The sequence below is a fragment of the Streptomyces sp. CA-135486 genome (genome assembly GCF_050936555.1).
Classification (GTDB): domain Bacteria; phylum Actinomycetota; class Actinomycetes; order Streptomycetales; family Streptomycetaceae; genus Streptomyces.
On record NZ_JBNJMM010000001.1, the window covers coordinates 2,603,386 to 2,630,221 of the forward strand.

Genomic DNA, 26,836 nt, shown 5'->3' on the forward strand with positions numbered 1-26,836 from the left:
TGCACCCCGACCAATCCAGCGCCCCCGCGGTGCCGAATGCCCACCGAGGGGCGGTGCCCGAACCGGCCCCGGAGGGAGCGGGAATGACCTGCTGGGCATGGCCCTGCGCAACCCCTGGGCCACTCTCGCCGTGTCCGCCGCCATCCGGCTCCATGGCGTCCGCCTGTTCCTGCGCGGACTGCCCGGCCTGCCCCGTCCCCGTGAGCTGCCCAAGGAGGGTGTGAAGTGACCGTGTCCCTGTCCCCGGTGTCCCCGCGCACCGCGTCCGTCGACGCGCGGCGCTGGCCCGATGTGGCCGCCCTGCCCAAGTTCTCCCGGCTGCGGACGGCTGTCGCCGAACGGCTTGTGCGGCACGCGCTCGGCCGGCTGCCGCTGCGCGTGCGGCTCGGCGGCGGCCATCCGGTCGGTCACGGCGGCCCCTTGATGGAACTGCACGACCCGGACGCGCTCTTCCGCCGCGTCGGCGTATGCGGCCTCATCGGCTTCGGCGAGTCGTACATGGCAGGCGAGTGGGAGGCCCGCGATCTCGTCGGCGTGCTGACCGTGCTCGCCGAACACGCCGCCACCCTCGTGCCCGAGCCTCTTCGGCGGCTGCGCGGAGCCTGGGTGCCCAGGCAACCGGCCGCGCAGCGCGATACCGCCGAGGGCTCCCGCGCCAAGGCGAGCCACCCCTACGACCTCTCCGGCCGGCTGTTCGCGCTCTTCCTGGACGAGACCCTGTCGTACTCGTCCGCCCTCTTCCGCGGCTTCCCGGCACAGCACCATCTGCTGGCCGCCGCACAGCACCGCAAGATCGACCGGCTGCTCGATCTTGCCCAGGTCGGATCCGGCACCCAACTGCTCGAAATCGGCACCGGCTGGGGCGAGTTGGCGATTCAGGCGGCCCGGCGCGGCGCGCGTGTGCTGACCGTCACGCTCTCGCGGGAGCAGCAGGAGCTGGCGTGGCGGCGGATCCGGGACGCGGGTCTTCAGGACCGTGTCACCGTCCTGCTGCGCGACCACCGCAAGGTGCTCGGCCGCTTCGACGCGATCGTCAGCGTGGAGACGATCGAGGGCGTCGGCGAGGAGTTCTGGCCCGAGTACTTCATGACACTGGACCGGCTGCTGGCGCCCGGCGGACGGGTCGCCCTGCAGGCGATCACCATGCCGCACGAACGGCTGCTGGCCTCCCGCGGTACGTACACCTGGATCCAGAAGTACATCGCCCCCGGCGGGCTGCTGCCATCGACCGAGGTGATCGAGCAGCTCGTCGCGCGCTGCACCGCGCTGCGAGTGGCCGAGCGGGACGGCTTCGGTCAGCACTACGCCGAGACGCTGCGGCTGTGGCGCGAACGCTTCACCGAACACGCCGCCGAGGTGGACGCCCTCGGCTACGACGAGACCTTCCGCCGGATGTGGACGTTCTATCTCGCCTACTCCGAAGCGGGATTCAGGTCCGGGTATCTGGATGTGCAGCAACTGCTGCTGGCCAGGGAGGAGACGGCCGAGTGAGCAGCCGGAAGCGCCCGGCACCTCGGGACGTTTGACCGTCCTGGTCTCGCGGCCGCTACACGGCCTCAGGCGTGGACGTGGTCCACAGCCCCCGGATGTGACCGCTCCGGGCCGCGGCCTCGACGCGCGGCCCGGCGCGATCAGTGCGGGCTCCGGCCCCGTTCGAGCCGCGCCCTGCGTTCGTCCTGGTCCACCAGGGGGTCCGGGTAGTCCAGGCGGGCCCGTTCCAGGCCGTCCAGCTTCCAGGGCTGGTGGACGGCGGGGCCCGTCAGCCCCTCGAGCTCCGGGACCCACAGGCGCACATAGTCGCCGTGCGGGTCGAAACGCTTCGCCTGCGCGAGCGGGTCCAGGATGCGGTTGGGGCGCGAGTCCGTTCCCGTGCCCGCCGCCCACTGCCAGTTGAGCTGGTTGTTGGCGATGTCCCCGTCCACCAGCAGATCCAGGAAGTGGCGGGCGCCGACGCGCCAGTCCACGTACAGCGTCTTGGTGAGGTAGCTCGCCACCAGCATCCGCGTGCGGTTGGGCAGCCACCCCTCATGCCGCAGCTGGCGCATCGCCGCGTCCACGATCGGGGAGCCGGTCCGGCCCTCCCGCCACGCGGTGATCTCCTTCTCGTCCCGGAGCCAGTGGTCGCCGTGCGCACGGTAGTCGGCGTGGGCCACGCCCGGCCGGGCAGCCAGTACCTGGTGGTGGAAGTCCCGCCAGGCCAGCTGGCGTACGAAAGCCTCCGCGCCCGGTCCGCCCTTGCCGCGCGCCCGCTGCACGACCTCCGTGGCGGACAGCGTGCCGAAGTGGAAGTGGGCGGAGAGCCGGGACGTGGCGGGGCCGACCAGATCGTCACGCCGCTGGTGGTACGACCCGATGCCGCCGCTCTCGGCGTCGAGCCAGCTGCGCAGCCGCTGCCGGGCCTCCGGCTCACCGCCCCTGGGCAGCCCGGGCGATGTCCCGGCGACCGTGGTGCGCCGCGGCAACGGCAGGCCGGCCAGCTCGGGTACCGGCACGGCCCGCGGCGCGGCAAGCGCGTCACGCAGCCCGGCAGCCGCCCACTTGCGGAAGTACGGGGTGAACACCGCGAAGTGGTCGCGGTCCACCGGTGTCACCCGCCCCGGCGGCAGCGCCGTGACCACCGCGTCATGGACGCGCAGGTCGCACCGGATCGCTTTCAGCGCCTCGCGCAGCCGCCCCTCCCTGCGCAGGGCATAGGCGCTGGACCCGCCCGCGATATGCACCACCCGCGCGCCGCTCTCGACGACCACCCGGCAGACCTGCTCGACGACTTCGCCGGCACGGATCACCAGCCGGCCGCCGCGCTCGTGCAGCCCGGCGTCCAGCGCGGCAAGGCAGTCGGCGAGAAAGGCGCGCCGGTTGGGCGCGTCGAAGCCCGCCTGGCGCACGCCCCGGTCGAGCACGAACAGCGGCACCACCTCGTCCGCCTCGCGCACCGCGGCGCACAGCGCCGGCTGGTCATGAAGCCGCAGGTCGGAGGTGAACAGCATCACCGCAACGCTCATAGGCGTCCTTCCTCAGGCGGGGAAGTGGATCAGGCGGGTAGTGCATCAGACGGGACGTACGTGACCGGGGTGGCGGATCGGAGGTGCATCAGACCGTGAAGTTCATCAAGGCCAGCGGTTCGGTGGTCGGCTTCGGCGAGCCGCCCGCCGGTTCGACCGTGATGCCCATGCCCGACGCGGCGTTCAGCGGCCCGTCCATCAGTACGGCGTTGTTGGTGACGGCGGGATCCATCAGACCCGCCGGGCGCATCACTCCCGCGTCGTTGAACCAGAGTTGGTAGACCTTGCCCTGCGGCGGCTTTGCCAGCCCGGACGTGAGGAACGCGGCCTTGTTCCTGCTGTGCGAGACGACGACCGTGCCCCGCGCCCCGTCCGGGAGCTTCGTCGTGCTCACCCTGGCGTCGGGCGCGGCGAGCACCACGGCCAGCTCCTCGGCCTGCTGCTGCGCGCGCTGCGCCTGCCGGCGTGCGTCCGTCGCCTCCTGGTGCTGCCAGAAGGCCACCCCGCCGAACGCGGCGGCAGCGGCGAGACAGGCCGCGAGCACGAACCGGGACAGCGCCTTGCCGCGCCGGGCTCTGTTGGGCACTGCCCGCCGCGAGATGCGCGGCGGATCCTGGCGTTCGGCGGAGACCCGCCGCAGTACCTGCTGTTTGAGCGCGGGCGGTGGCGTCGTGGCCACCGCGAGGCCCAACTTGGTGACGGTGGCGGCCAGTTCACGCACCTCCTGGGCGCAGGCCGGGCACACCCCCAGATGCCGCTCGAACTCGGCACGCTCGTCGGGCGCCAGCGCGTGCAGCACATAGGCGCCGGTCAGCGTGTGCAGATCAGCCGTGGTCATGCGCTCACCCCCAGGCAGTCGCGCAGCCGGATGAGCCCGTCGCGCAGTCGTGTTTTGACCGTGCCGAGCGGCACGGAGAGCAGTTCGGCCACTTCCCGGTAGGCCAGCCCGCGGTAGTACGCGAGCGTCACCGACTGCCGTTGCAGCTCGGTCAGGGTGCGCAGGCAGCGCCGTACCTGTTCGCGTTCCAGGCGGGCCTCGACCTGTTCGGTGACCTCGTCGTACGCGGGGGTCTGCGCCAGCAGTGCCGCCCGCCGCTCGCGGTCGGTGGATGCCTGGGCCGATCTGACCCGGTCCACTGCCCGGCGGTGGGCGAGGGTGAGGATCCAGGTCATCGCCGAGCCGCGGGACGGCTGGAAGCGCGCCGCGGTACGCCACACCTCGATCAGCACCTCCTGGGTCACCTCCTCCGACTGGGCCGGGTCCCGCAACACGGCGCGCACCAGCCCCAGTACCGGACCGCAGACCGCGTCGTACACCCGGGAGAAGGCCTCCTGGTCGCCTCGGGCCACCAGACTCAACAGCTGCTGCAGGTCGGTTCCCGTCGAGGCGGGGCCGCCTATCGGTACTGCTTGGTTCACGCGGCTTTCCTCCACTGTGCGGGCATGTTGTCCGGACAGATTTCACCAGGCATTCGGAGCCGAGGGGAGGTCGGATTGGTCCGGGTCCGCAGATGCTTTCACGCCGGTCCCACGCGTTGCCGCCCGCCACCTGTGTTACAGCGGTTGTACGGCCCGTTCCCCTGCTCCGGCTCCGGCCCGGGCCTTCGCCGCGCGCACCACCAGAAAGACGACGAGGGCGATGGGCGACAGCAGAATTGTCAGCACCAGCAGCGGGCTCATCACCAGCGGGCGGATGCCGAGCCGCCTCGCCTCGAGGAACATCCACTGGCCGAGGAGCAGGTCCCAGGCGATGACCTGGGCCCAGATCGCTCCGGCGCCGTTCGCCAGGAGGGTCAGCTCCCTGAATCCGTCGATGTCCGGGCTGCTCACTGCCGCCCAGAGCTCGGGGAAGACCGGGATGGCCATGGTGAAGTAGACGACCAGGACCGGGATGACGGTCAGCGGCGAGGCAGCGATCCGGGCGGTGGGGCGCCAGTGGGGCGCGAAGATCATCAGCAGCCAGACCGGGCTCGCCAGCCAGAAGGAGAGTTCGAAGAGAAAGCCGGTCATGCCACGAGCTCCTTCTCGATGTCGACTGCCTTGTGGGGTACGTGAGTTGTGCACAGGGCGGCGTACGAGCCGATGGCGGCGGCGGCGAGGATCGCGGCCGCGGCGGTCAGCGTCGCGCCGTCCGGGTGGATCAGCGGCTGGCCGCGCAGCGCCTGCCAGGTGACGAGGGCGAGCACGGCGGCGTACGTACCCGAGGCGACGAGCACCAGCCGCAGCCGTACGCGCTCGTTGCGCAGCCGGGCGAACCGTGGTGCGAGGACGATCAGGGCGAGCAGGAAGAGCGGCAGCACCTGCAGGGCGTGCATGCCGACGAAGTGGGGGATGCGCAGATCCCCGCCGGTGGTCGACCAGCCGGTCAGCGGCATCGAGGGGCCGCCGTCCGGCACGCCGACACTGTGCGCACCGACGATGGTGGAGACGCCTCGGCCGCCGGCCGCCTCCTGCTCGGGCGTGGGCTGCGCCATCAGATTGCCGAGCCCGGCTCCCACGAGGGCGATGGCCGCGCCGAGCCGCATCGCCCAGGCGGACGCGCGGTCGGCCAGCCGGGAGCGGAACAGCAGGATCGCGATGACGAGTGAGCTGATCCAGAGGACGACGATCGTTGCCCCCATGATGGTGAACAGCGTTCCGTCGAAGTCGGTTTCGAAGTTGAAGTGGCTGCGCTTGCCGCGGATCACCTGCCCGGTGATGATCACCATCTCGATCGCGCCGGTCAGGGCGACGATCGTGCCCGCCCACCAGCCTGCCTGGCGGCCTCGGGTGGCCAGCGAGAGCATCCAGGCCAGCGTCAGCGCGTAGAGGCCGAGCGAGAACGAGAACTTCAGGGGCTTGAACCAGATCGGCGAGCCCACCAGGACCCGGTCGTCGACGACCATGCCCACCGCCGAGACGACGGTGAGGACCGCCATCGACGCGGTGAAGATCATGAGTGGCCGATGCCATGCGCGCCATGAAGACATGAGGAATCCCCTCCCTGGAGAATGGTTCCTGGGGAATAGATTGCGGAACTATCTGCTATCCGATAGTGGAACTATCTATGATGGGATGGGGCATTGGCAAGGGCGGAAGGGTGAACGGGCAGTGCGCATTGGCGAATTGAGCCGCAGGACCGGTGTTCCAGTGCCGACGATCAAGTACTACGTACGCGAAGGGCTGCTCCCGGCCGGTCGGCTGACGAGCCCGAACCAGGCGAGCTACGACGATGCGCACGAGCGCAGGCTGCGGCTGATCCGCGCGCTGCTGGATGTCGGCGGGCTGAAGGTGGCGGCGATCAGGGACGTCCTGGCGGCGGTCGACGACCCGGACCAGTCGGTGCACAAGGTGCTCGGAGTGGCCACGGATCTGATCGTCCCGAAGTACGCCGGCGAGGAGCCGGACGTCGAACTGGACGCGGCACGCGAGGAAGTGCGCGCGCTGATCGCCCGACGCGGCTGGCTGGTCGACGACGGCTACCCGGCCGCCGAGGCGCTCGCCGCGGCGCTCGCGGCGCTGGAGAGGGTCGGCCACGGGGCCTTCTCTTCGGTGCTCGACGCCTACGCCGACGCCGCGGAGCAGGTCGCGCGGGCCGACCTGGCCCATGTCGCCGGCCGGGCGGGTCTTGACGACCTGGTGGAGAGCGTGGTGGTCGGCACGGTGCTCGGGGACGCGGTGTTCGCGTCGCTGCGGCGGCTCGCGCAGGCCGACGGCTCCGCCCGCGTGTACGAAAGTGGCGACGGCGAGGAAGCCGGCAGCGGTCAGACCAGGAACGGCGAGACCAAGAACGGCGAGACCAAGAACGACGAGCTCAGGAAGGACGGACCCAAGAGCGACGGGACCCGCAGCAGCAGGTCCGAGAACGACGAAACCCCCGGCTGAGCTCGGCCAGGGGTCCGCGCTTAAGCAGGGTGCGAGCGGGGTGCGTCAGGCCGACTGCTCCTGCTCGCGCTCCACCTGCTCGTTCCACTCGCGCTTGACCGCGCGCCACGCCTCGTCCGTCTTGCCGAGCCGCCAGTACCCCGAGATCGACAGCTGCTCGCGCGGAATCTGCCGGTCCAGCCGCAGATGGCTGCGCAGCTCCTTCACGAACGCCGCCTCGCCGTGGACGAAGGCGCACACACTGCCCTCGGGGAAGTCGAGCGCGCGGACGGCCGCCACCAGCGCCTCGCCGACCGGGCCCTCGCCGCGGTGCAGCCAGGTGATCTCGATCCCGTCCGGAGTGACGACCTTCTGCTCGTCATCGGGACCCTCCACCTCGACGAAGGTGTGCACGACCGCGCCCGCCGGCATCTGTTCCAGCGAGGCCGCGATCGCGGGCAGTGCGCTCTCGTCGCCGACCAGCAGATGCCAGTCCGCGGCCGGATCCGGCGCATAGCCTCCGCCCGGGCCCAGAATGCGCATCGTGTCGCCGACCTGCGCCCTTGCCGCCCACGGGCCCGCCAGGCCCTCGTCGCCGTGCACGACGAAGTCGACAGTCAGCTCGCGGTGGGCCGGCTCCCAGCTCCGTACTGTGTAGGTGCGGTTGGCGGGCCACTGCTCGCGCGGGAACTCCTCCCGGATCCGGTCCATGTCGAACGGCTCCGGATAGCTCACGCCCTCGGGCGCGAACAGCAGCTTGACGTAGTGGTCGGTGAACGCGTCCATGGCGAAGCCGGCGAGCCCTTCACCGCCCAGGACGACGCGCACCATGTGCGGGGTGAGCTGCTCGGTGCGGACCACTTGCGTCTCGTACGGCTTCGGTGCCTTGCGGGCCGGTCGTTCTGCCACGGTGGTCTCCCCTGAACTCGTGCTCTGCTTAGGCTTGCCTAAGTTAACACCCCGGGACCTCAGGCCTGAAGCGTGGAAAGCAGCCGCTGCAGTGCGCCACCCAGGCCCCACTGGGCCGCGAGCTCGTCCAGCGTCGCCGGATCACGCGGCTCGGACGGCAGCGCGGGGTCGAAGTCCGGCAGCGGCACGTCCGACGCGACCCGTACGACCTTGGGTGCGACGGCGACATACTCCCTGGCCTCGTCGAGGCGCTTGCGCTGCGACGGCGTCAGCTTGGCGAGCGGATTGTCGAGGGCCGCCATGATCCCGCTAAGATCGCCGAACGAGTCCAGCAGCTTGGCGGCCGTCTTCTCGCCGATCCCCGGGACACCGGGCAGCCCGTCGCTGGGGTCACCGCGCAGCAGCGCAAGATCGACATACCCCGGGCCGTTGACGCCGTACTTCTCGCGCAGCCAGGCCTCGTCCGTCACCTGAAGCGTCCCGACGCCCTTGAGCGGATACAGCACCCGCCGACCGCGCGCATCGTCCACCAGCTGAAAGAGGTCGCGGTCGCCGGTGACGATGTCGACCGGCCCGGTGGCGCGGCCGGTGAGGGTGCCGATGACGTCGTCCGCCTCATAGCCGTCGGCGCCGATCCGGGCGATGCCGAGGGCGTCCAGCACATCGATGATCACCGGCACCTGCGGGGAGAGGGTGTCCGGGATCTCCTCCTCGTCGGGACCCTTTTCCGTCTCGACGGCGACGCGATGCGCCTTGTACGAAGGGATCAGCTCCACCCGCCAGTGCGGCCGCCAGTCGTTGTCCCAGCAGGCCACCAGGTCGTCGGGGCGGTGGTCGTGGACCAGCCGGGCGATGAAGTCGAGCAGCCCGCGCACGGCGTTCACCGGTGTGCCGTCGGGAGCCCGGACCGAGTCGGGGACCCCGAAATAGGCCCGGAAGTACAGGGAAGCGGTGTCGAGGAGCATCAGGCGTCGCGTCACAGCCCCGATGATGCCGCACCCCACTGACAGCCGTCCGCACGCCGCAGGGAGCCACCCGCCGTGCCGCTCCCGTGATGTGGATCACTGTGGGGTTTGCCCCGAATGCACCCGGGCAGGCGCGCCGTCGGCTCGCCCGAGGCTTGGCGGGCCGTTTTCCGTTCAACGCGAGAGGTGTATGTGTCCAGGCTCCAGGCCGAGCACTTGTACAAAGTCTTCGGCAGACGACCCGAGGAAGCGGTACGCAAGCTCGAAGGCGGCAGCGACCGCGACGAGCTGCGCGCCGACGGCACGACCGCAGCGGTGATCGACGCATCGTTCGCCGTCGAACCAGGTCAGATCTTCGTCGTCATGGGTCTGTCCGGGTCCGGCAAGTCCACGCTTCTGCGCATGCTGAACGGACTCCTCGAGCCCACCGCCGGACGCGTTCTCTTCGACGGCCAGGACCTCACCGCCCTGACGCCGCGCGAGCTGCGCACCGTACGCTCCACCAAGATCAGCATGGTCTTCCAGCACTTCGCGCTCTTCCCGCATCGCAGCGTCCTCGAGAACGCCGGATACGGGCTCGAGGTGCAGGGCGTGCCCCGCCCCGAGCGCGACCGGCGTGCCGCCGAGGCGCTGGAGCTCGTCGGCCTCGCCGGCTGGGAGACCTCCTGGCCCGACGAGCTCTCCGGCGGTATGCAGCAGCGCGTCGGCCTCGCCCGCGCGCTCGCCACCGACGCCGATCTGCTGCTGATGGACGAGTCCTTCAGCGCGCTCGACCCGCTCATCCGCCGCGATATGCAGGACCAGCTCCTTCAGCTGCAGAAGCGGCTCAGGAAGACCATCGTCTTCATCACCCACGACCTCAACGAGGCCATGCGCCTCGGCGACCGGATCGCGGTGATGCGGGACGGCAGGATCGTCCAGCTCGGCACTGCCGAGGACATTCTCGTCACCCCGGCCAACGACTACGTCGCCTCCTTCACGCAGGACGTCGACCGCGCCCGGGTGCTCACCGCCGACGCGATCATGGCCGAACCGGAGAGCGCCTACGGATCCCGTACGGACAGCGGCAAGGAGCTGCGCGGCGCCAAGGACGTGCTGGCCGCCGCACCCGCCACCGTTTCCGCGGACACCCCGGTCATCGAACTGTTCACGCCCTGCTCCACCAGCGGCGTCGCCGTAGCCGTCATCGACGACGAGGGGGAGCTGATCGGCGTCGTCCCGCAGGCCCGGCTGCTCGCGGTCCTCGGAGAGCCGATGACCCCGGCAGTGATTCCGCCGCAGGACGCGGGACCCGTTCAGGGTGCGACCAAGGAGGTGGCCCGTGCCTAGGCTTCATATCGGCAACTGGGTCAGCAGCGGCGTCGACTGGCTCCAGTCCCATCTCTCGTGGCTCTTCGACGCCATCAGCGCCATCGTCACCGGCATGTACGACGGCATCGACGCGGCGCTGTCCGCGCCCGAGCCGCTGCTCTTCGCGGGCATTCTCGCCGTGGTCGCCTGGTGGCTGCGCGGTCTGCTCGGCGGCGTACTGGCCTTCGCGGGCTTCGCACTGATCGACTCCATCGAGCTGTGGGACGACGCGATGTCGACCCTCTCGCTGGTGCTCGTCGCCACCATCGTCACGCTGGTGATCGCCGTACCGCTGGGCGTCTGGGCCTCGCGCTCCAAGGCCGTCAGCGCGGTCACCCGGCCGGTGCTGGACTTCATGCAGACCATGCCCGCGATGGTCTATCTGATCCCCGGCATCATCTTCTTCGGCGTCGGTGTGGTCCCCGGCATCATCGCCACCATCGTCTTCGCCCTGCCGCCGGGAGTACGGATGACCGAGCTCGGCATCCGCCAGGTCGACAAGGAGCTCGTCGAGGCCGCCGAGGCCTTCGGCACGACGCCGCGCAACACCCTGCTGCGCGTCCAGCTCCCGCTCGCCCTGCCCACGATCATGGCCGGCATCAACCAGGTCATCATGCTCGGCCTGTCCATGGTCGTCATCGCCGGCATGGTCGGCGGCGGCGGGCTCGGCGGCGCGGTCTACCGTGCCATCGGCAATGTCGACATCGGCCTCGGCTTCGAGGCGGGCATCTCCATCGTCATCCTGGCGATGTACCTGGACCGGATGACCGGGGCACTGGGCCGTCAGGTCTCGCCGCTCGGCCGCCGCGCGCTGGCCAAGGCGAAGTCCCTGGCCGGCGGGCTGAAGATCTGGAACCACCGTCCGCAGCCGGCCGTCGCGGTCGTCGGCGTCGTCGTCCTCGCACTCGCCGCGGGCGGCGTCGGCCTCCTCGGGGGCGCCACGTCCGCCGATGCCGCGGCCGGTGCCAAGGTCGGCCAGGGCAAGAAGGTCTCCATCGGATACATCCCCTGGGACGAGGGCATCGCCTCCACCTTCCTCTGGAAGGAGATGCTGGAGAAGCGCGGCTTCGAGGTCGAGACCAAGCAACTGGAGGCCGGGGCGCTCTACACCGGTCTGGCCGGCGGCCAGGTCGACTTCCAGACCGACTCGTGGCTGCCCGTCACCCACGCCCAGTACTGGAAGAAGTACCAGAACAAGCTCGAGGACCTGGGCCCCTGGTACGGCCCCACCTCGCTGGAGCTCTCCGTCCCCTCGTACATGAAGGGCGTCGACTCCCTGGCGGACCTCAAGGGGAAGGCGGACCGGTTCAAGGGCCGGATCATCGGCATCGAACCGAGCGCCGGAATGATGGGCATCCTCAAGGACAAGGTCCTCGGGGACTACGGCCTGGGGGGCGAGTACAAGGTCGTCGACGGCTCGACGCCCGGCATGCTCGCGGAGCTGAAGCGTGCGTACGACAAGAAGGAACCGATCGTCACAACGCTTTGGTCGCCGCACTGGGCCTACAGCACCTACGACCTGAAGAAGCTCAAGGATCCCAAGGGCTCCTGGGGCAAGGGCGACGGCGTGCACACCCTGGCCCGCAAGGGCTTCGCCGCGGACAACCCGCAGGTGGCCAAGTGGCTCAAGAGCTTCAAGATGACCGAGAAGCAGCTCACAGATCTTGAAGCCAGGATCCAGAAGACCGGCAAGGGCAAGGAACAGGACGCCGTACGCGCCTGGCTGAAGGACAACCCTTCTCTCGCCGACAAGTGGACCCCGGTCGCCAAGGGGCCCAAGAAGTAGGAGCAGCAGCCTCAGAAGTAGAAGCAGCGGCCTCCCGCTCGCACCAGGGGTGGCCCCCGCCGATGGCGGGGGCCACCCCTTCGCGCGCTCCGGCAGCCGGGCCCGGAGGAAGGGTCTCCGGGCGAAACCTGAGCCGGAAGCTGCGTAAGGTGAGACATGACCAGGGAAGGGGAGCCCGGCAGATGGACGCGAAGGACGCGAAGGACCCGAAGGAACCACTTCGGGTGGGCGTGGCCGTGCGCAGGCGCCGCCGTGCCCTGGACCTCACGCTCGCCGCGGTCGCGGCGCGCAGTGGACTCTCTGTGCCCTTCCTCAGCCAGATCGAGAACGAGCGGGCCCGTCCCAGCATGCGCTCGCTCCAGCGGGTGGCGGACGCCCTGGAGACCACGACCGCCCGGCTGCTCGCCGCATCCGACGCCACACGCACGGTGAATGTCGTACGAGGCTGGGACGAGGCCGCGCTTCCGCCCGCCGCCAGGACCCGACGGCTTGTGCGCGGACGTCATCAGCTGCAGGCCCTGGAGTTCATCGGTGAGCAGGACGCGGGCCGCGAGTTCCAGCACCCCAACGACGAGGTGATGTACGTCGCGGACGGCACCGCGGAGGTCGAGGCGGAGGGACGCGCCTACCGGCTGGCGCGCGGCGACACGCTCTTCCTCTCCGGCGGCGTACGGCACCGGTGGCGCGCCACCTCCCCCGACACCCGGATCCTCGTCGTGACGGTCTCCGACCACATCGAGACGCCCGAGAAGTAGGAGCCTTGGTGCGCGTCGTCTCGCTGGTGCCCTCGCTGACCGAGGCCGTGGCCGTCAGCGCGCCGGGGCTGCTGGTGGGGGCGACCGACTGGTGCAGCCACCCTGCCGGTCTCGACGCCGCACGCATCGGCGGTACCAAGAACCCGGACACGGCCGCGGTGATCCGGCTGCGCCCCGATCTCGTGATCGCGAACGAGGAGGAGAACCGGGCGCCCGATCTCGCCGCGCTGCGGGCGGCGGGCATCGAGGTGCTCGAGACCGAGGTACGCGACCTGGAACAGGCGTTCCGTGAACTGGAGCGGGTGCTGGTCGCCGGGTGCGGGCTGACCCGGCCGCGCTGGCTGGACCAGGCACAGGAGGCGTGGTCGGCTGTTCGGCCGCTGGGGGAGTTGCCGGCGGTCGTGCCGATCTGGCGGCGGCCGTGGATGGTGCTCGGCCGCGACACCTTCGCGGGTGATCTGCTTCGCCGACTGGGCGTCCGGAATGTGTACGCGGGGCACGCCGAACGCTATCCGCGCATCCCGCTGGACCAACTGCGCGACTGCGGCGCCCAGTTGGCGGTGCTGCCCGACGAGCCGTACCGCTTCGCCGCGGACGACGGGCCGGAGGCCTTTCCGGGGCTGCCCGCCGCGCTGGTCAGCGGGCGGCATCTCACCTGGTACGGGCCGTCGCTGGCGGAGGCGCCCGGCGTTCTCAGCGCGGCGCTGCGACGAGCACTTCGCTGAATACCGCTGTACCAACGGGAACACACATGCACGCCTGCTCGTTACTGTGCATGACTTGTGTGGGCAGGGGGTGTCTGCGCTCTGCGTGCACACAAAGAGGCCTAAGTTGAGCGAATAGAGCACACCATGCGCATCCCGGTCTTCGTCTCCTGCCCCACAGACTTGAACCCAGAGCAAGAAATAGTCCGCGGTTATTTGTTCGACTGGATCGAGAACAACAGTCTCACGGCGCACACCTTGGGGCGGTCGGACTACTCCAGGCAGAGTACGTTGCACGAAGTACTGGTCCTCGGGAAGCGTTGTTGCGGCGCCCTGGTCCTCGGATTCGAACAAATGTATTCCGACAAGCTCTTCAAGAAGAGGGGGACATCAGCAGAATCACAGGTAAAAGGTGTTTCATTACCGACGCCCTGGAATCATCTGGAAGCCGGAATTATGTACGCGCAGAGAATCCCGCTCCTGATTTTCCGAGAAGAGGGGATCTCCGGCGGTATTTTCGACAGCGGTACGGTGGATGGCTTCGTGCATTCCATGCCGAGCGTCGAAGAGTTGGGTAAGGACCCGCGAACCGAAAGCATGCTCCAGCGCTGGTCGGGTGAAGTAATGAACAACTATTACAACGTGTAACCGAGAAGAAGAGCTGCCATGTTTTCCGAGTGCGGTTCGGAAAGAAGGTCCTGGAATGGCACGGCCGCCGAGGTTGCTGGAAGTCGAGCTCAACCTGCGGGGCGTCGAAGTGAGCGGCACTTGGGAGCCGAACAGCGCGGAGCGGAAGGCCGCATGGGAACTATATGTGGAACTGATCACCAGGATCTCGGTTGCCCCACTCCGTGAAAGTGAAGGGCTGCTGCGCGAGGCGTTGAGTAGTCTCTACTCGCTTTTCGGGTCTACTCGCGATATTTTGCGGCAGTATGGCCCGGAAATCGCTGAACCCAAAGGCAGCGGGCAGTATAGTTTTGGGATCCTCGCGGTTTCCATGCTTAATTTTGGAATTCGTCCACTGCTCGCGCGATGGCACCCAATCCTGGAGGATTGGGAGAACCGGCGGCCGGAAGCAATCTCACGTCGCGATCATGAAAGATCGTGGCCTGATGCCTCGACGCTGCGTACAGTTCTTCAAGAAACTCAGCGCATCCTGAGTGCCTACGCAGGCTTGCTGGCAGCGGCTTGCGGAGTGCCGAACCTGCTCGACGCCGTGCCTACAGCTGATCCGATGCCCTAGGGACGGTCAACACAATGAGCCGCCTCCTTGTGGACCGCCACGGGCGTTCAGTGTCGGGCTGATCGAACGTGACAGAATTTGACCGTTGCCTTTCGGGCCGTGGAGTAACGGCTTCCAGCATGCTCAATGCCTCTACGCTTGGGCGCAGTTGGGGAGGGTCGGGCGTCGGGAGCGGTGGGGCATGCGCATTCGAATCATCGGTGAGGGCGACGAGTACGCGCTGACCGATCTCCGGTCCTGGCTGGACCGCGACCCCGGCACGGCGGGCCTTTCCGTCGAGTCGGTCGCCGGCGACGGTCCGACGATGGGCGTGCTCGAAGCGCTTGACATCATCCTCGGCAATGGCACGGACCTGGCGAACTTCGCTGTCGCGTACGCGACCTGGCGCGCGACCCGAGCCAACGGCGCTGGCGGCGGTGGGGCCGGGGATGGCGGGCGGACCCTCACCCATGGGGGCAGCACGGTCGACATCAGCCATCTGTCACCGGAAGAACTGGCCGACCTGTTGCGTCGTCTGGACGGCGGTGACCAGGGCGACGGCACTCCGGAATGAGCGCAGATGCCACGGCCGGATCGCGCGCGGTCCTCTTCGGAGTGCACGCCTACCAGCACCTCGGTGAACTCGACGGCGTCCGCCACAACGTGCCCGCCCTGAGCAAGCTGCTCACCGCCGCCGAAGTGGGCGGTCTGGCCGGTGCACACTGTGTCGAGGTCCCCGCCGACAGCACGCCCGGCATCCTGCTCGACGCACTCCAGGACGCCGCCGACGACGCCCGTGACCTGCTGCTCGTCTACTACGCCGGACACGGGCACTTCGGGCGCGACGGCCGGAGTCTGCATCTCGCCACGACGGCTTCCCACGTCCAACGACCGCACCACTCGGTGGCATACGACGAGATCCGTGCCATCGTGGCGCGCTCCAAGGCACGGCATCGAATCGTGATCGTAGACAGCTGCTTCAGCGGGCTCGCCCTGCCCATGGACGGCGCTCAGACACAGGCCACTGCCGCTGCGGACTTCGAGATCGAGGGCGCCTGTGTGCTGACGTCGGCCGCCGAAACCCAGCGTTCGCTCTGCCTGCCCGAAGGCAGCGTCTTCACCCTGGAGCTGGCCGCCCTGCTGCGGGACGGACTCAGCGATGGCCTGCCCGACGGACGCCGCGGCGAGGACCAACCCGTCCTGACCATGGCCGACGTGTTCGAGGTGCTGCGCTCCCGGCTGAAGGGCCGCACGGTGGACGGCCATCCCGTACCGCTGCCCAGGATGAGCACCCGCGACAACGGACACCGCATTCCGCTCGCCCGCAACCGCGCCTTCACCGGCGATCGGACGGGCACCCGGGCGCCGCGTACCCCGCACACCGCCTACGCCCCCACCCGGCACTTCACCGGCCGGGATCAGGAGATCGCCGAACTGCAGCGGATGGCCGCGCAACCTCCCGCTGTCTGCCTGGTCCACGGCCGCGGCGGTCAGGGCAAGTCGCAACTGCTGCGCGCCGCAGCCGCAGGCATCGCGCACCTGTTTCCGGGCGGCTGCCTGGAGGTCGATCTGCGCGGATGGACACCGGACGAAAAGCCCCGGAACCCGTACGCAGTTATCGCGGAACAGTTGCATCACATGGGCCACAGCCCCGAGCACATTCCCGCCGACCTCACGGCGCGGGCCGAGACCTGGCGGAGGGTCCTGGAGGAACGCCCCGTCCTGCTGCTCCTCGACAACGCGCGCGACACCGGTCAACTGTTGCCGCTGCTGCCGGGGGCCAACTCGCCGAGCATGGTCATGATCTCGAGCCGCTCCGAGCTGGCGGGCCTCTCCACCGACTGGCGCCACGCACTGGCTCCCCTGTCGGCCACCGAGTGTGCCACGGTCTGGCACAAGATGGGCGTGCCGGAAGACACCCGTCGACTCGGCGAACTCGCCGACCGTATCGACGGCAGCCCGCTGGTCCTCGGCCCCTTGAGTACCCGTCTGCTCCGTGGCGCCTCCCCCGAGGCCGTTCTCGCATCCCTGGCTGGCCCGGACCGCTACCGAGCCGCCTTCCGCGAGATCGACGCCGCCGAACGCGCCGCCTTCACCAGCGCCTATGAGGCACTCGACGACGACCTGCGCACCCTGATCCGCCACTGCGCCTGGCACCCGGGACCCGACTTCGGCCCCGACTCCCTGGCCGCCATGGCGGAACTGCCGGAACACGAGGCAGAGGTGCGGCTCACCGAGATCGAACAACTCCTGATCGGGACGAACGGCCGTTACAGCTTTCACGACTTGAGCCTCTCCTACACCCGCCAGACGGCAGCCCGAGATGCGACGAAGGGCGAGGAGGAGGCCAGCCGGGAGCGGCTGTACGACCATCTGCACACGGGTCTCAAATCGGCGCGAGAAGTCATGAACAACGACCCGGACAGCGATGACCAAGCAGTGGCGAAAGCTCGTCTCTGGCTGAACCAGCACGCCCAGGAACTGACGGCCGCGGCACGGGCAGCCAGCGCGAATCACTGGAGCAGGGCCGCTGACTTCCTCATTGACCTGGGTCTGTCGCTGTACCTCGAAGACCGGTACACCGAAGCCGAGGAACTCCTCCAGCTGGTCATGTCGTCAACAGCCCCTCAATCGCTCGGCCAGGCCAACACCACGAAGCGTCGGGGCGACATCCGCCGGATGCAGGGGCAGTACGACGAGGCAGCCGCCGCCTACCAGGAAGCCCACACCCTCTACCAGACCCTCGGCAACCGCCTCGGCCAGGCCAACACCACACAGGGCCAGGGCAACATCCACTACACCCAGGGTCGGTACGACGAGGCGACCGCCGCCTACCAGGAAGCCCACACCCTCTACGAGACCCTCGGCGACCGCCGCGGCCAGGCCAACACCACAGAGAGTCTGGGCGACATCCACTACGCGCAGGGTCGGTACGACGAGGCAGCCGCCGCCTACCAGGAAGCCCACACCATCTACCAGACCCTCGGCGCCAGGCTCGGCCAGGCCAACACCACGCAGGATCTGGGCGACGTCCACCGCATGCAGGGTCGGTACGACGAGGCGACCGCCGCCTACCAGGAAGCCCACACCCTGTTCCAGACCCTCGGCGACCGCCGCGGCCAGGCGAACACCACGAAGGGTCTGGGTGACATCCACTACGCGCGGGGGCGGTACAACGAGGCGACCGCCGCCTACCAGGAAGCCCACAGCCGCTTCCAGACCCTCGGCGACCGCCTCGGCCAGGCCAACACCACGAAGAGCGTGGGCGACCTCCATCGTATGCAGGGGCGGTACGACGAGGCAGCCGCCGCCTACCAGGAAGCCCACACCATCTACCGGACCCTCGGGGACCGCCTCGGCCAAGCTGGCGCCCTTCTCGCCACCGCGAGAAACGATCGGGCCCGCAGCCGTCGCCGGGCGGCAGCGCGTGGCTTCGCGGCCGCGCGGGATGTCTACGCCGATATCGGCATCGCCAAGTGGGCTGAAATCGCCCAGAAAGAGCTCGACAACATCGAAGGCGACACAGGGCAGCTGGCCGGCGACCAGGCGCAGCCGTAGGCTGAAACCGTGGTCCTAGCAGCAGGTGAGTACGAGATCGGCCGGCAGACCGGTCGGTTGCTGGTGCGTACCTACCGCCAGGGCGTTGCCGCCAGGGTCGGACATGACCTGCTCATCGAGGCCACCGTCTGGGAAGGCCGCGTCACCGTCCCCGCGGACCCCGCCGCCCGGCCCGCGGTGTCCGTACGCGTGGACCTGGGCGCGCTGAAGGTCCTTGAAGGCACCGGCGGGGTCAAGCCGCTCAGCGACGGCGACAAGCAGCAGATCCAGCAGACGATGCACAAGGTCCTGAAGGTCGATCGCGACCGAGATGCGACCTTCACGTCCTCGCGCGCGGAGGTCCACGACGACAGCGCCATCATCGAGGGCGAGCTGACCCTGGTCGGGCAGACCCACCCCCTGCGCTTGGAGGTCCGGCAGCGGGACGACGCCACCGTCGCAGGTACCGCGAGCCTGGTGCAGTCCCAGTGGGGCATCAAGCCGTACTCGGGCTTCTTCGGCGCACTCAAACTCCGCGACGCGGTCGACGTCGAGTTCACCGTCGCCCTTCCCGGAAGTTGACGCAGCAGAACATTCACTTGGGTGCTGTGAGCAGCCCTCCACTGAACAGGCCGCGCAGCGTACGGAGTCCGGCCACCGCCCAGGCCGCGACGAGGAACGCGTACAGGCCGACCGCGAGCCAGTCGAAGGCGACCCGGCCGGTGTGGTGCGCAAGACCCTCCGCGCCGGTCACGCAGGTGCCGACCGGGAAGGTGAAGGCCCACCAGGTCATCGAGAACGGCATGCCCTCCCGCGCGGCCCGCACCACCATCGCGCCGGCGAGCAGCAGCCACAGCAGGGCGAAGCCCAGCACCGGGACGCCGTAGACCACGGCGAAGGTGCCGAGCTCTGCGGCGTACGGGGCCTGGATCGCTCCCGGGGCCACGTCCGCCAGTTTGTTGACCGCGGTCGTCGACTGGCCGAGGGGGCCGAGTACCAGGAAGAGGGTCGGCGTGAGCGCGAGCGGCAGCGGGCCGTGGTGGATCAGCCGGGAGAGGAGCATCGGCAGGATGATCAGCGTGGCCAGCAGGCTGACCGCGAACATGGCGTAGCTCGCCAGCAGCATCCCCTCCCGCCACTGCCCGGCCGGCAGCCGCGGCACCAGGAGGGCGCCGAGGGAGGCGGAGACCATCGGGGAGACGACGGGCAGCAGCCAGACGGGTGAGGCGGCGCTGGGCGTGGCCCGTTGGCGTACGACCATCAGATACGGGACGACGGCGGCGGCAGTGAGCCCGATCAGGGTGCCGGCGATGAAGAGGGTGGCCGCGGTCGCCACGGCCGCAGGCTCGCCGAGCACATCCTGGCCGACGGTCAGGGTGCCGATGCCAACGGCCAGCAGCGCCATGGAGAGACAGCCGTAGAAGGGCGCCATCGCCGGGTCGGCGAGGTGGGCGCGGGCCTGGTCGCGGTGGTGGGTCCAGTGCACGGCGCGGGCGGCCAGGACGACGACGAGCAGGGCGGCGGACAGTGCCCAGACGGCGATGCAGGCGGTGCGCAGGCCGGGGAGGCCGATGGGGAGGCCGACGCCGGCGTTCGCGACGATGGCGGTGCCCATGACGGTCGCGTACCAGTTGGGGCCGAAATGGCGGAGCGACGGCAGCCGTACGGTGGTGTGGGTGGGCGCGGTGGCGTGGCGGCGGGGCTGCACGGCGGTGACCATCCCCTCACACTCGCGCCGGGCGTGGCTCCCCACCAGGGATGGTTCTCCTATGGCCCCATAAGCTGAGTTTATGAGCGAAGGCGAAGAAGAGCGGGTGCCGCTTGCGCACCGGGTACCGGATCTGGGTGCGCTGGAGCTGCTGCTGGCCGTCGCGAGGCACGGCAGCCTGGGGCGTGCGGCGCGTGAGCTGGGCATCACCCAGCCGGCCGCGAGCAGCCGGATCCGCTCGATGGAGCGCCAGCTCGGGGTCGCGCTGGTGGACAGGTCGCCGCGCGGCTCCCGGCTCACGGACGCGGGCGCGCTGGTCACGGACTGGGCGCGGCGGGTCGTGGAGGCGGCGGAGGCGTTCGACGCGGGGGCGCAGGCGCTGCGGGGACGGCGGGATTCGCGGCTGCGGGTGGCGGCCTCGATGACGATCGCGGAGTATCTGCTGCCGGGCTGGCTGATCGCGCTCCGCGCGCAGCGGCCGGGCACGGCGGTCTCGCTGCTGGCCGGAAACTCGGCGATGGTGGCCCGGCGGCTGCTCGCGGGCGAGGCGGATCTGGGCTTTGTGGAGGGACTGTCCGTGCCGGAGGGCCTGGACGGCGCGGTCATCGGCCACGACCGCCTCTTGGTGGTGACGGCGCCGAGCCATCCGTGGGCCCGTCGCCGGGCGCCGCTGACCCCGGCGGAACTGGCGGCGACCCCGCTGATCCTGCGCGAACGAGGTTCGGGCACCCGCCAGGTCCTCGACTCGGCGCTGTCCGCCTGCGGCGGCCTGGCGGAACCCCTGCTCGAACTCGCTTCCACGACGGCGGTCAAGGCGGCGGCGGTGAGCGGGGCGGGCCCGGCGGTCCTGAGCGAACTGGCGGTCACGGAGGAGTTGACGGCGCGCCGCCTGACGGCTGTCCCGGTGGAGAAGGCGGGCCTTCACCGGGACCTGCGTGCGGTCTGGCCGACGTCGCATCGGCCGACCGGGCCGGCGCGGGATCTGCTCACGCTGACGAGGAGACGGCCGACTGCGGGGTGACACCGGGTCCCGCGCGTCGTCGCCTGCGGCGGGCCTGCCCCACGCCTCAAACGCCGGCGGGGCCGGCCTACGTGGGGCTCAATGTGCCGATGCCGCCGCCACCAGCGATGACATCACCCGCTCGTCATCCCCCGCCTCCGGATGCCACTGCACCCCCAGCGCCCATCCCGCCCCCTCCAGCTCCACCGCCTCCACCGTGCCGTCCTCGGCATACGCGCTCGCCACGAGGGCGTCGGCCAGGCGGTCCACCGACTGGTGGTGGTACGTCGGGACCGACGACTCCTCCGGCACGATCGACGCGTACCGCGTCCCCGGCACCGGCTTCACCGTGTGCCGGCCGAACACGCCCACACCCCCCACGTGCCCGTCCAGGTGCTGCACCAGCGTCCCGCCCAGCGCGACGTTCAGCAGCTGCAGCCCCCGGCAGATCCCCAGCAGCGGCGTCCCCGACGCCAACGCCGCCCGGATCAGGGCGAGTTCCCAGGTGTCCCGTTCCCGCGAGGGCGGGCCGGTGCGGGGGTCGGGCTCGGCTCCGTACCGTACGGGCTCGACGTCCGCGCCGCCCGCGATGACCAGGCCGTCCAGCCGGGCCACGACCGACTCGGCCACGGCGGGGTCGTCCGGTGGGAGGAGTGTGGCGAGGCCGCCCGCCGCCTGGACGAGGCGTGGGTATCCGGCGGGCAGCAGCGCCGCGGGCATCTCCCACACACCCCACGTGGCCGGTTCCAGATAGGTGGTGACCCCGATGAGCGGCCTGGACACAGTGGCTCCCTTCGCGCAGATCGCATTCAGTTGCGTTTCGAGGCGGTTCGTCCGAGTCAGTTGCGTTCGAGCTCGGCCTCGGCCGCCGCCAGCGCCGCGAACTCCTCCTCCGGCGCCCGCGCCACCAGATGATGGCGACTGTAGATCGCGAAATAGGCGAGGGCCACGGCATAGACGCCCAGCGCTATGAACGCCGCGTCCTTGTCCACCAGGAACGTCGCCACCAGCGCGGAGAGGGCGAGCACGAACGCCACCGAGGAGGTCAGCACGCCTCCCGGGGTCCGGTACGGCCGCTCCAGACCCGGTTCCCGGCGCCGCAGCACGATGTGCGACAGCGCCATCAGCGCGTACGAGATCGTCGCGCCGAAGACCGCGATGTTCAGCATCCGGGCCCCGTTCCCCGTCCCCGCCGCCAGCGCGAAGCCGATCGCCCCGGGGATCAGCAGCCCCAGGTACGGCGACTTGCGTCGGCTGGTGAGGGAGAGGAAGCGGGGCAGATAGCCGGCCCGGGAGAGCGCGAAGAGCTGCCGCGAGCCGGCGTAGATCAGCGAGAAGAAGGACGCGACCAGGCCCGCGAGACCGGCGTAGTTGACGAAGCGGCTCAGCGGCGTCGGGTCGCCGTCCCCCTGCAACGCCACCACCAGCGGGTTTCCGGCCTCCTGGATGGCGTTCGAGCCGCGCGCGCCGGTCGAGGCGAAGAAGGTCAGCACGGCCAGCAGCACCAGGATGCCCATGGAGATCGAGAGGGCTCGCGGCATGGAGCGCACCGGGTCCTTCGCCTCCTCCGCCGCCAGCGGCACGCCCTCGACGCCGAGGAAGAACCACATGCCGAAGGGGAACGCCGCCCAGATGCCCAGCAGCCCGAATGGCAGCCACGAGCCGGAGCCGAACGCGTTCTTGTCGACCGGGATGTCGTCGAGCCCGCCCGCGCTGAAGTCGGTGAACGCACCGACCGCGAAGATCAGCAGCGCCGCGACCGCGATCGCCGTCACCACCAGGCTGAAACGCAGCGCCTCGCCGACACCCCAGAGGTGGATTCCGATGAAGATCGCGAAGCAGGCGAGATAGACCGGCCAGCCGGATTCGAGGCCGAAGAGGCCGAGCGATTCGACGTAGTCGCCGATGAAGATGGAGATCGCGGCGGGCGCGAGGATGTACTCGATGAGAATCGCGGTGCCGGTCAGGAAGCCGCCCCAGGTGCCGAGCGCGCGGCGGGCGAAGCCGTAGCCGCCGCCCGCCGTCGGCAGGATCGCCGACAGCTCTGCGAGCGCGTAGACGAGACAGGCGTACATCACGCCCATCAGCAGCGTGGCGACGGCGAGTCCGCCGAAGCCGCCCTTGGACAGGCCGATGTTCCAGCCGGAGAAGTCCCCGGAGACGACATAGGCGACGCCGAGCCCGGTGAGAAGCAGCCAGCCGGCGCTGCCCCTGCGCAGGGTGCGCCGGTTCATGTAGGCGTCGTCGGCCGGGGAGGAGGGTGAGGAGTCGTGTGTGGTGGTGCCTTCGGCCATGAGTCGCTCCTGGCAGAGGTCAAAGGTTTGTGCGCACACCATTGCGGCAGTCTTCGGGAATGCGCAAGCCCCCTGCGTAAACCTGAGGTTACGGATGAGCCGCAGCCGGGAGTCGGGACGGGCGGCAGTCGGAAGTCGGGACGGGCCGCAGTCGGGAGTCGGGGCTGGTGGCAGCCGGGGAGTGCGGGACAGGCCGCGGTCCGCAGTCAGGACAGAAAGCCGCGCAGCAGTGCAGCCGTGCCCTCGCAGTGCTCCCGCATCACCTCGCGGGCCGCGTCCGCGTCCCCGTCGAGCACCGCCTCGACCAGCGCCGTGTGCTGGTGCTGCGAGTGCTCCAGATTCCGTACGAGCAGCGGAATGCAGTCCAGCAGATCGTTCAGCCTCGCCCGCACCGCGGCGTACTGGGCGGTCAGGCTGGGCGACCCGGACAGCTCGGCGAGGGCCAGATGCAGCAGCGTGTCCTGCCGCCGGTACTCGGTCAGCGGCGCGTCGTGCGTCGCGGCAAGGGCCGTACGCAGGCGTTTTACGCCCTCGTCGGTCAGGCCGTGCGCCGCGCACAGCCCGGCGGCCCCCACCTCCAGCACCTCGCGGAAGCGCAGGGTGTCCTCGACGTCGACCTCCACCACGCGCCGACGCAGCTCGTCCTCGCCGTGGGCGTCGGGGCGGTGCAGCACAAACGTGCCGCCGTACCGGCCACGTCTGCTCTCCACCAGTCCCTGGTCGGTCAGCACCTTCAGCACCTCGCGCAGCGTGACCCGGCTGATCCCCATACGCTCCGCGAGCTCGCGCTCGGCGGGCAGCCGGTCTCCGCCCGGGACCAGCCCGAGGCGCAGCAGCTGAAGAATCTGTTCCAGCGCCTCTTCAAAGCCGTTGCCCGCGCGCACGGGGCGCAGCACGGGTGTCAGCGGGTCTGCCGGTTCACTCTTCTTCACCACGTCGCCGTTTCCCCTTCCCATGCAATGGTCTTCAGTAATACCTTATGGCTTCCGGCTGACCCAAGGAGGCGTAATCCCGTGGCAGACCGCAAACCCCCGCTCGGGGTCGAGGAGCTTCGCGCCCTCGTCGCGAGCGGCGAGATCGACACAGTCGTCCTGGCCTTCCCCGATATGCAGGGACGGCTCCAGGGCAAGCGGTTCGCCGCACCCTTCTTCCTGGACGAGGTCCTGGAACACGGCACCGAGGGCTGCAACTACCTCCTCGCCGTCGACACCGAGATGAACACCGTCGACGGCTACGAGATGTCCTCGTGGGAGCGCGGCTACGGCGACTTCGCCATGCACCCCGACCTCACCACACTGCGCCGGATCCCCTGGAACCAGGGCACCGCTCTGCTCGTCGCCGACCTCGCGTGGAACGACGGCTCGCCCGTCGTCGCAGCTCCCCGCCAGGTGCTGCGCCGCCAGCTGGAGCGCCTCGCCGCGCACGGCTTCACCGCCCATGTGGGCACGGAGCTCGAGTTCATCGTCTTCCGGGACACATACGAGGAGGCCTGGGACCGCAACTACCGCGACCTCATCCCGGCCAACCAGTACAACATCGACTACTCCGTCCTCGGCACCGGCCGGATCGAACCACTGCTGCGCCGGATCCGCAACGAGATGGCCGCGGCAGGCCTGACCGTCGAGTCCGCCAAGGGCGAGTGCAACCCCGGTCAGCACGAGATCGCCTTCAAGTACGACGAGGCCGTGGTCACCTGCGACCAGCACGCCGTCTACAAGACCGGCGCCAAGGAGATCGCCTCCCAGGAAGGTGTCTCGCTCACCTTCATGGCCAAGTACAACGAGCGCGAGGGCAACTCCTGTCATATCCACCTCTCGCTCCAGGACGAGCACGGCACGAACGTCATGGCCGGCGACGGACCCGGCGGAATGTCGCCGGTCATGCGGCACTTCCTGGCCGGACAGCTGGCCGCGCTGCGTGACTTCTCGCTGCTGTACGCGCCCAACATCAACTCCTACAAGCGCTTCCAGCCCGGCTCCTTCGCTCCGACCGCCGTCGCCTGGGGCTACGACAACCGCACCTGCGCGCTCCGCGTCGTCGGCCACGGCCGCTCGATGCGCTTCGAGAACCGGCTGCCCGGCGGCGACGTCAATCCGCACCTGGCCGTCGCGGGACTCGTCGCGGCCGGTGTGTACGGCATCGAGAACCAGCTGGAACTCCCCGACGAGTGCACCGGGAACGCGTACACCGCCGGATACGAGCAGGTCCCCACCACGCTGCGCGAAGCCGCCGAACTCTGGGAGAACAGCCCGATCGCCAAGTCCGCGTTCGGCGGCGAAGTCGTCGCGCACTACCGCAACATGGCGCGGGTCGAGCTCGAAGCCTTCGACGCCGCGGTGACCGACTGGGAGCTCCGCCGCTCCTTCGAGCGTCTGTGAGGAACGTTGTGTCGTACGCGTACCACGAGGTGCTCAACCCGGCGACCGGCCAGGTCGTCGAGACCGTGCGGGCGACGACGGCCGCCGAGGTCGACGAGGCTGTCGCCAGGGCCGGGCGGGCTCAGCGCGGCTGGGCGGCCGCCGCGCCGGCCGACCGCGCCAGGCTGCTGCGCCGATTCGCCGCCGTCGTCGACGAACACCTCGAAGAACTCGCGCAGTTGGAGGTGCGGGAGGCCGGTCACACCATCGGCAACGCCCGCTGGGAGGCCGGCAACGTCCGCGATCTCCTCGACTTCGCGGCCGGGGGAGTGGAGCGCCTCAGCGGCCGGCAGATCCCCGTCGCGGGCGGCCTCGACATCACCATCCTCGAACCGCTCGGCGTCATCGGCGTGATCGCGCCCTGGAACTTCCCCATGCCGATCGCCGCCTGGGGCACGGCCCCCGCGCTGGCCGCGGGCAACGCTGTGCTTCTCAAGCCCGCCGAGACGACCCCGCTGACCGCGCTGCGGCTGGCCGGACTTGCGCTGGAGGCAGGCCTGCCCGAGGGCCTGTTCCAGGTGCTGCCGGGCGCGGGCGACGTCGCGGGCAACGCGCTCGTCGAGCACCCGGGCGTTGCGAAGATCGTCTTCACCGGCTCGACCCGCGTCGGCAAGAGCATCATGGCCAGGTGCGCCGACCGCGTGAAGCGCGTGACGCTCGAGCTCGGCGGCAAGAGTCCCAACATCGTCTTCGCCGACTCGGACCTCGAGGCCGCGGTCGCCGCCACCCCCATGTCCTTCCTGGACAACAGCGGCCAGGACTGCTGCGCACGCACCCGCATCCTGGTGCAGCGCTCCGTCTACGACCGCTTCCTCGATCTCCTCGCTCCCGCGATCGAGTCCGTGGTGGTCGGCGACCCCGCCGACGAGAAGACCCAGATGGGCCCGCTGATCTCCAAGTCCCAGCTGGAACGGGTGCGTTCGTACGTCCCCGACGAGCAGAAGGGGATCCGCGGCACAGCACCCGAAGGACCCGGCTTCTGGTTCCCGCCGACCGTGCTCACCGACCTCGACCCGGACGCCCCGGCCGCCTGCGAGGAGGTCTTCGGCCCGGTCGCCGCCGTCCTCCCCTTCGAGGACGAGGCCGAGGCGATCCGGCTGGCCAACGCCACCGAGTACGGCCTGTAAGGGTCGATCTGGACCCGCGACATCGGCCGCGCGATCCGGGTCTCCCGTGCCGTCGCCGCCGGCAACCTCTCCGTCAACTCCCACTCCAGCGTCCGCTACTGGACGCCGTTCGGCGGCTACAAGCAGTCCGGCCTCGGCCGCGAACTCGGCCCCGACGCGCTCGCCGCTTTCACCGAAACCAAGAACGTCTTCATCAGCACGGAGGCCTGAACACACC

At 69.8% G+C, this 26,836-nt stretch carries 25 protein-coding genes and 1 pseudogene; 15 read left to right on the plus strand and 11 right to left on the minus strand.

All coding sequences use genetic code 11. The annotated features are described in order from the left end of the window. The first annotated feature begins 97 nt into the window (after positions 1-97). Both ACQEVG_RS11795 and ACQEVG_RS11800 read left to right on the plus strand, forming a co-directional pair. Entirely contained in the window at positions 98-229 is a 132-nt protein-coding gene (locus ACQEVG_RS11795) for a hypothetical protein (RefSeq protein ID WP_432981077.1), read from the plus strand. After that, the gene (locus ACQEVG_RS11800) at positions 226-1,491 is read left to right on the plus strand and encodes a class I SAM-dependent methyltransferase (protein WP_432981080.1); all 1,266 of its coding nucleotides are present in this window, start codon (positions 226-228) and stop codon (positions 1,489-1,491) included. Before ACQEVG_RS11795 ends, ACQEVG_RS11800 begins: the two co-directional genes overlap by 4 nt. Before the next feature lie 140 nt (positions 1,492-1,631). Here ACQEVG_RS11800 and ACQEVG_RS11805 read toward each other — a convergent pair whose 3' ends face one another. The 5 genes from ACQEVG_RS11805 to ACQEVG_RS11825 all read right to left on the minus strand — a co-directional run bounded on the left by ACQEVG_RS11805 (position 1,632) and on the right by ACQEVG_RS11825 (position 5,920). Continuing rightward, positions 1,632-3,002 carry a cryptochrome/photolyase family protein gene (locus ACQEVG_RS11805; protein WP_432981083.1) on the minus strand — a complete coding sequence of 457 codons (1,371 nt, stop codon included), beginning with the start codon at positions 3,000-3,002 and terminating at the stop codon, positions 1,632-1,634. An 88-nt stretch (positions 3,003-3,090) separates the two neighbouring features. Then, positions 3,091-3,840, minus strand: a complete 750-nt coding sequence (locus tag ACQEVG_RS11810) for an anti-sigma factor (protein WP_432981086.1) — start codon at positions 3,838-3,840, stop codon at positions 3,091-3,093. Beyond that, a complete protein-coding gene (locus tag ACQEVG_RS11815) occupies positions 3,837-4,421 on the minus strand; it encodes a sigma-70 family RNA polymerase sigma factor (protein ID WP_432981089.1) in 585 nt (194 codons plus the stop codon). Before ACQEVG_RS11815 ends, ACQEVG_RS11810 begins: the two co-directional genes overlap by 4 nt. 135 nt (positions 4,422-4,556) lie before the next feature. After that, positions 4,557-5,012 (minus strand): ABA4-like family protein, encoded by a 456-nt coding sequence (locus ACQEVG_RS11820; RefSeq protein ID WP_432981092.1) that lies wholly within the window; start codon positions 5,010-5,012, stop codon positions 4,557-4,559. After that, on the minus strand, positions 5,009-5,920 hold the full coding sequence (locus tag ACQEVG_RS11825) for a hypothetical protein (protein WP_432985288.1): 912 nt from the start codon (positions 5,918-5,920) through the stop codon (positions 5,009-5,011). Before ACQEVG_RS11825 ends, ACQEVG_RS11820 begins: the two co-directional genes overlap by 4 nt. A 172-nt stretch (positions 5,921-6,092) precedes the next feature. Here ACQEVG_RS11825 and ACQEVG_RS11830 point away from each other — a divergent pair, with 172 nt between their 5' ends. After that, positions 6,093-6,866: a MerR family transcriptional regulator gene (locus tag ACQEVG_RS11830; RefSeq protein ID WP_432981095.1), complete on the plus strand. Its 774-nt coding sequence runs from the start codon at positions 6,093-6,095 to the stop codon at positions 6,864-6,866. 45 nt (positions 6,867-6,911) lie between these two features. Here ACQEVG_RS11830 and ACQEVG_RS11835 read toward each other — a convergent pair whose 3' ends face one another. Together ACQEVG_RS11835 and ACQEVG_RS11840 are read right to left on the minus strand one after the other, a co-directional pair. Beyond that, positions 6,912-7,754, minus strand: coding sequence for a siderophore-interacting protein (locus tag ACQEVG_RS11835; RefSeq protein ID WP_432981098.1), 843 nt, complete (start codon positions 7,752-7,754; stop codon positions 6,912-6,914). A 59-nt stretch (positions 7,755-7,813) separates the two neighbouring features. Next, positions 7,814-8,719: a 5'-3' exonuclease gene (locus ACQEVG_RS11840; RefSeq protein WP_432985291.1), complete on the minus strand. Its 906-nt coding sequence runs from the start codon at positions 8,717-8,719 to the stop codon at positions 7,814-7,816. A 192-nt stretch (positions 8,720-8,911) separates the two neighbouring features. On the opposite strand from ACQEVG_RS11840, the gene ACQEVG_RS11845 reads away from it, so the two are divergent. The 9 genes from ACQEVG_RS11845 to ACQEVG_RS11885 all read left to right on the plus strand — a co-directional run bounded on the left by ACQEVG_RS11845 (position 8,912) and on the right by ACQEVG_RS11885 (position 18,655). Beyond that, on the plus strand, positions 8,912-10,048 hold the full coding sequence (locus tag ACQEVG_RS11845; protein WP_432981101.1) for a quaternary amine ABC transporter ATP-binding protein: 1,137 nt from the start codon (positions 8,912-8,914) through the stop codon (positions 10,046-10,048). Continuing rightward, the gene (locus ACQEVG_RS11850) at positions 10,041-11,855 is read left to right on the plus strand and encodes an ABC transporter permease/substrate binding protein (protein ID WP_432981104.1); all 1,815 of its coding nucleotides are present in this window, start codon (positions 10,041-10,043) and stop codon (positions 11,853-11,855) included. Before ACQEVG_RS11845 ends, ACQEVG_RS11850 begins: the two co-directional genes overlap by 8 nt. A gap of 182 nt (positions 11,856-12,037) precedes the next feature. Then, on the plus strand, positions 12,038-12,610 hold the full coding sequence (locus tag ACQEVG_RS11855) for a helix-turn-helix domain-containing protein (protein WP_432981107.1): 573 nt from the start codon (positions 12,038-12,040) through the stop codon (positions 12,608-12,610). Between the two features lie 8 nt (positions 12,611-12,618). Beyond that, entirely contained in the window at positions 12,619-13,335 is a 717-nt protein-coding gene (locus ACQEVG_RS11860; RefSeq protein WP_432981110.1) for a helical backbone metal receptor, read from the plus strand. Positions 13,336-13,461: 126 nt separating this feature from the next. Beyond that, entirely contained in the window at positions 13,462-13,962 is a 501-nt protein-coding gene (locus ACQEVG_RS11865) for a hypothetical protein (RefSeq protein WP_432981113.1), read from the plus strand. Positions 13,963-14,017: 55 nt separating this feature from the next. Continuing rightward, positions 14,018-14,557 (plus strand): hypothetical protein, encoded by a 540-nt coding sequence (locus ACQEVG_RS11870; protein ID WP_432981116.1) that lies wholly within the window; start codon positions 14,018-14,020, stop codon positions 14,555-14,557. Between the two features lie 181 nt (positions 14,558-14,738). Then, the gene (locus ACQEVG_RS11875; RefSeq protein ID WP_432981119.1) at positions 14,739-15,110 is read left to right on the plus strand and encodes an effector-associated constant component EACC1; all 372 of its coding nucleotides are present in this window, start codon (positions 14,739-14,741) and stop codon (positions 15,108-15,110) included. Beyond that, entirely contained in the window at positions 15,107-18,094 is a 2,988-nt protein-coding gene (locus ACQEVG_RS11880) for a caspase, EACC1-associated type (protein WP_432981122.1), read from the plus strand. The genes ACQEVG_RS11875 and ACQEVG_RS11880 overlap by 4 nt, the downstream gene beginning before the upstream one ends. 9 nt (positions 18,095-18,103) lie before the next feature. After that, a complete protein-coding gene (locus tag ACQEVG_RS11885) occupies positions 18,104-18,655 on the plus strand; it encodes a YceI family protein (RefSeq protein ID WP_432981125.1) in 552 nt (183 codons plus the stop codon). Between the two features lie 13 nt (positions 18,656-18,668). On the opposite strand, the gene ACQEVG_RS11890 is transcribed toward ACQEVG_RS11885, so the two are convergent. Beyond that, entirely contained in the window at positions 18,669-19,793 is a 1,125-nt protein-coding gene (locus ACQEVG_RS11890; RefSeq protein ID WP_432985294.1) for a TDT family transporter, read from the minus strand. A 70-nt stretch (positions 19,794-19,863) separates the two neighbouring features. On the opposite strand from ACQEVG_RS11890, the gene ACQEVG_RS11895 reads away from it, so the two are divergent. Continuing rightward, positions 19,864-20,802: a LysR family transcriptional regulator gene (locus tag ACQEVG_RS11895; RefSeq protein ID WP_432981128.1), complete on the plus strand. Its 939-nt coding sequence runs from the start codon at positions 19,864-19,866 to the stop codon at positions 20,800-20,802. A 78-nt stretch (positions 20,803-20,880) separates the two neighbouring features. Here ACQEVG_RS11895 and ACQEVG_RS11900 read toward each other — a convergent pair whose 3' ends face one another. The 3 genes from ACQEVG_RS11900 to ACQEVG_RS11910 all read right to left on the minus strand — a co-directional run bounded on the left by ACQEVG_RS11900 (position 20,881) and on the right by ACQEVG_RS11910 (position 24,031). After that, the gene (locus ACQEVG_RS11900; protein ID WP_432981131.1) at positions 20,881-21,564 is read right to left on the minus strand and encodes a gamma-glutamyl-gamma-aminobutyrate hydrolase family protein; all 684 of its coding nucleotides are present in this window, start codon (positions 21,562-21,564) and stop codon (positions 20,881-20,883) included. Between the two features lie 56 nt (positions 21,565-21,620). Further along, the gene (eat, locus tag ACQEVG_RS11905) at positions 21,621-23,075 is read right to left on the minus strand and encodes an ethanolamine permease (RefSeq protein WP_432981134.1); all 1,455 of its coding nucleotides are present in this window, start codon (positions 23,073-23,075) and stop codon (positions 21,621-21,623) included. 206 nt (positions 23,076-23,281) lie between these two features. Then, a complete protein-coding gene (locus tag ACQEVG_RS11910; RefSeq protein ID WP_432981137.1) occupies positions 23,282-24,031 on the minus strand; it encodes a FadR/GntR family transcriptional regulator in 750 nt (249 codons plus the stop codon). A 57-nt stretch (positions 24,032-24,088) separates the two neighbouring features. Here ACQEVG_RS11910 and ACQEVG_RS11915 point away from each other — a divergent pair, with 57 nt between their 5' ends. Then, positions 24,089-25,453 (plus strand): glutamine synthetase family protein, encoded by a 1,365-nt coding sequence (locus ACQEVG_RS11915; protein WP_432981140.1) that lies wholly within the window; start codon positions 24,089-24,091, stop codon positions 25,451-25,453. Between the two features lie 8 nt (positions 25,454-25,461). Next, a pseudogene (locus tag ACQEVG_RS11920) lies at positions 25,462-26,829 on the plus strand (aldehyde dehydrogenase family protein). Positions 26,830-26,836: the final 7 nt, after the last annotated feature.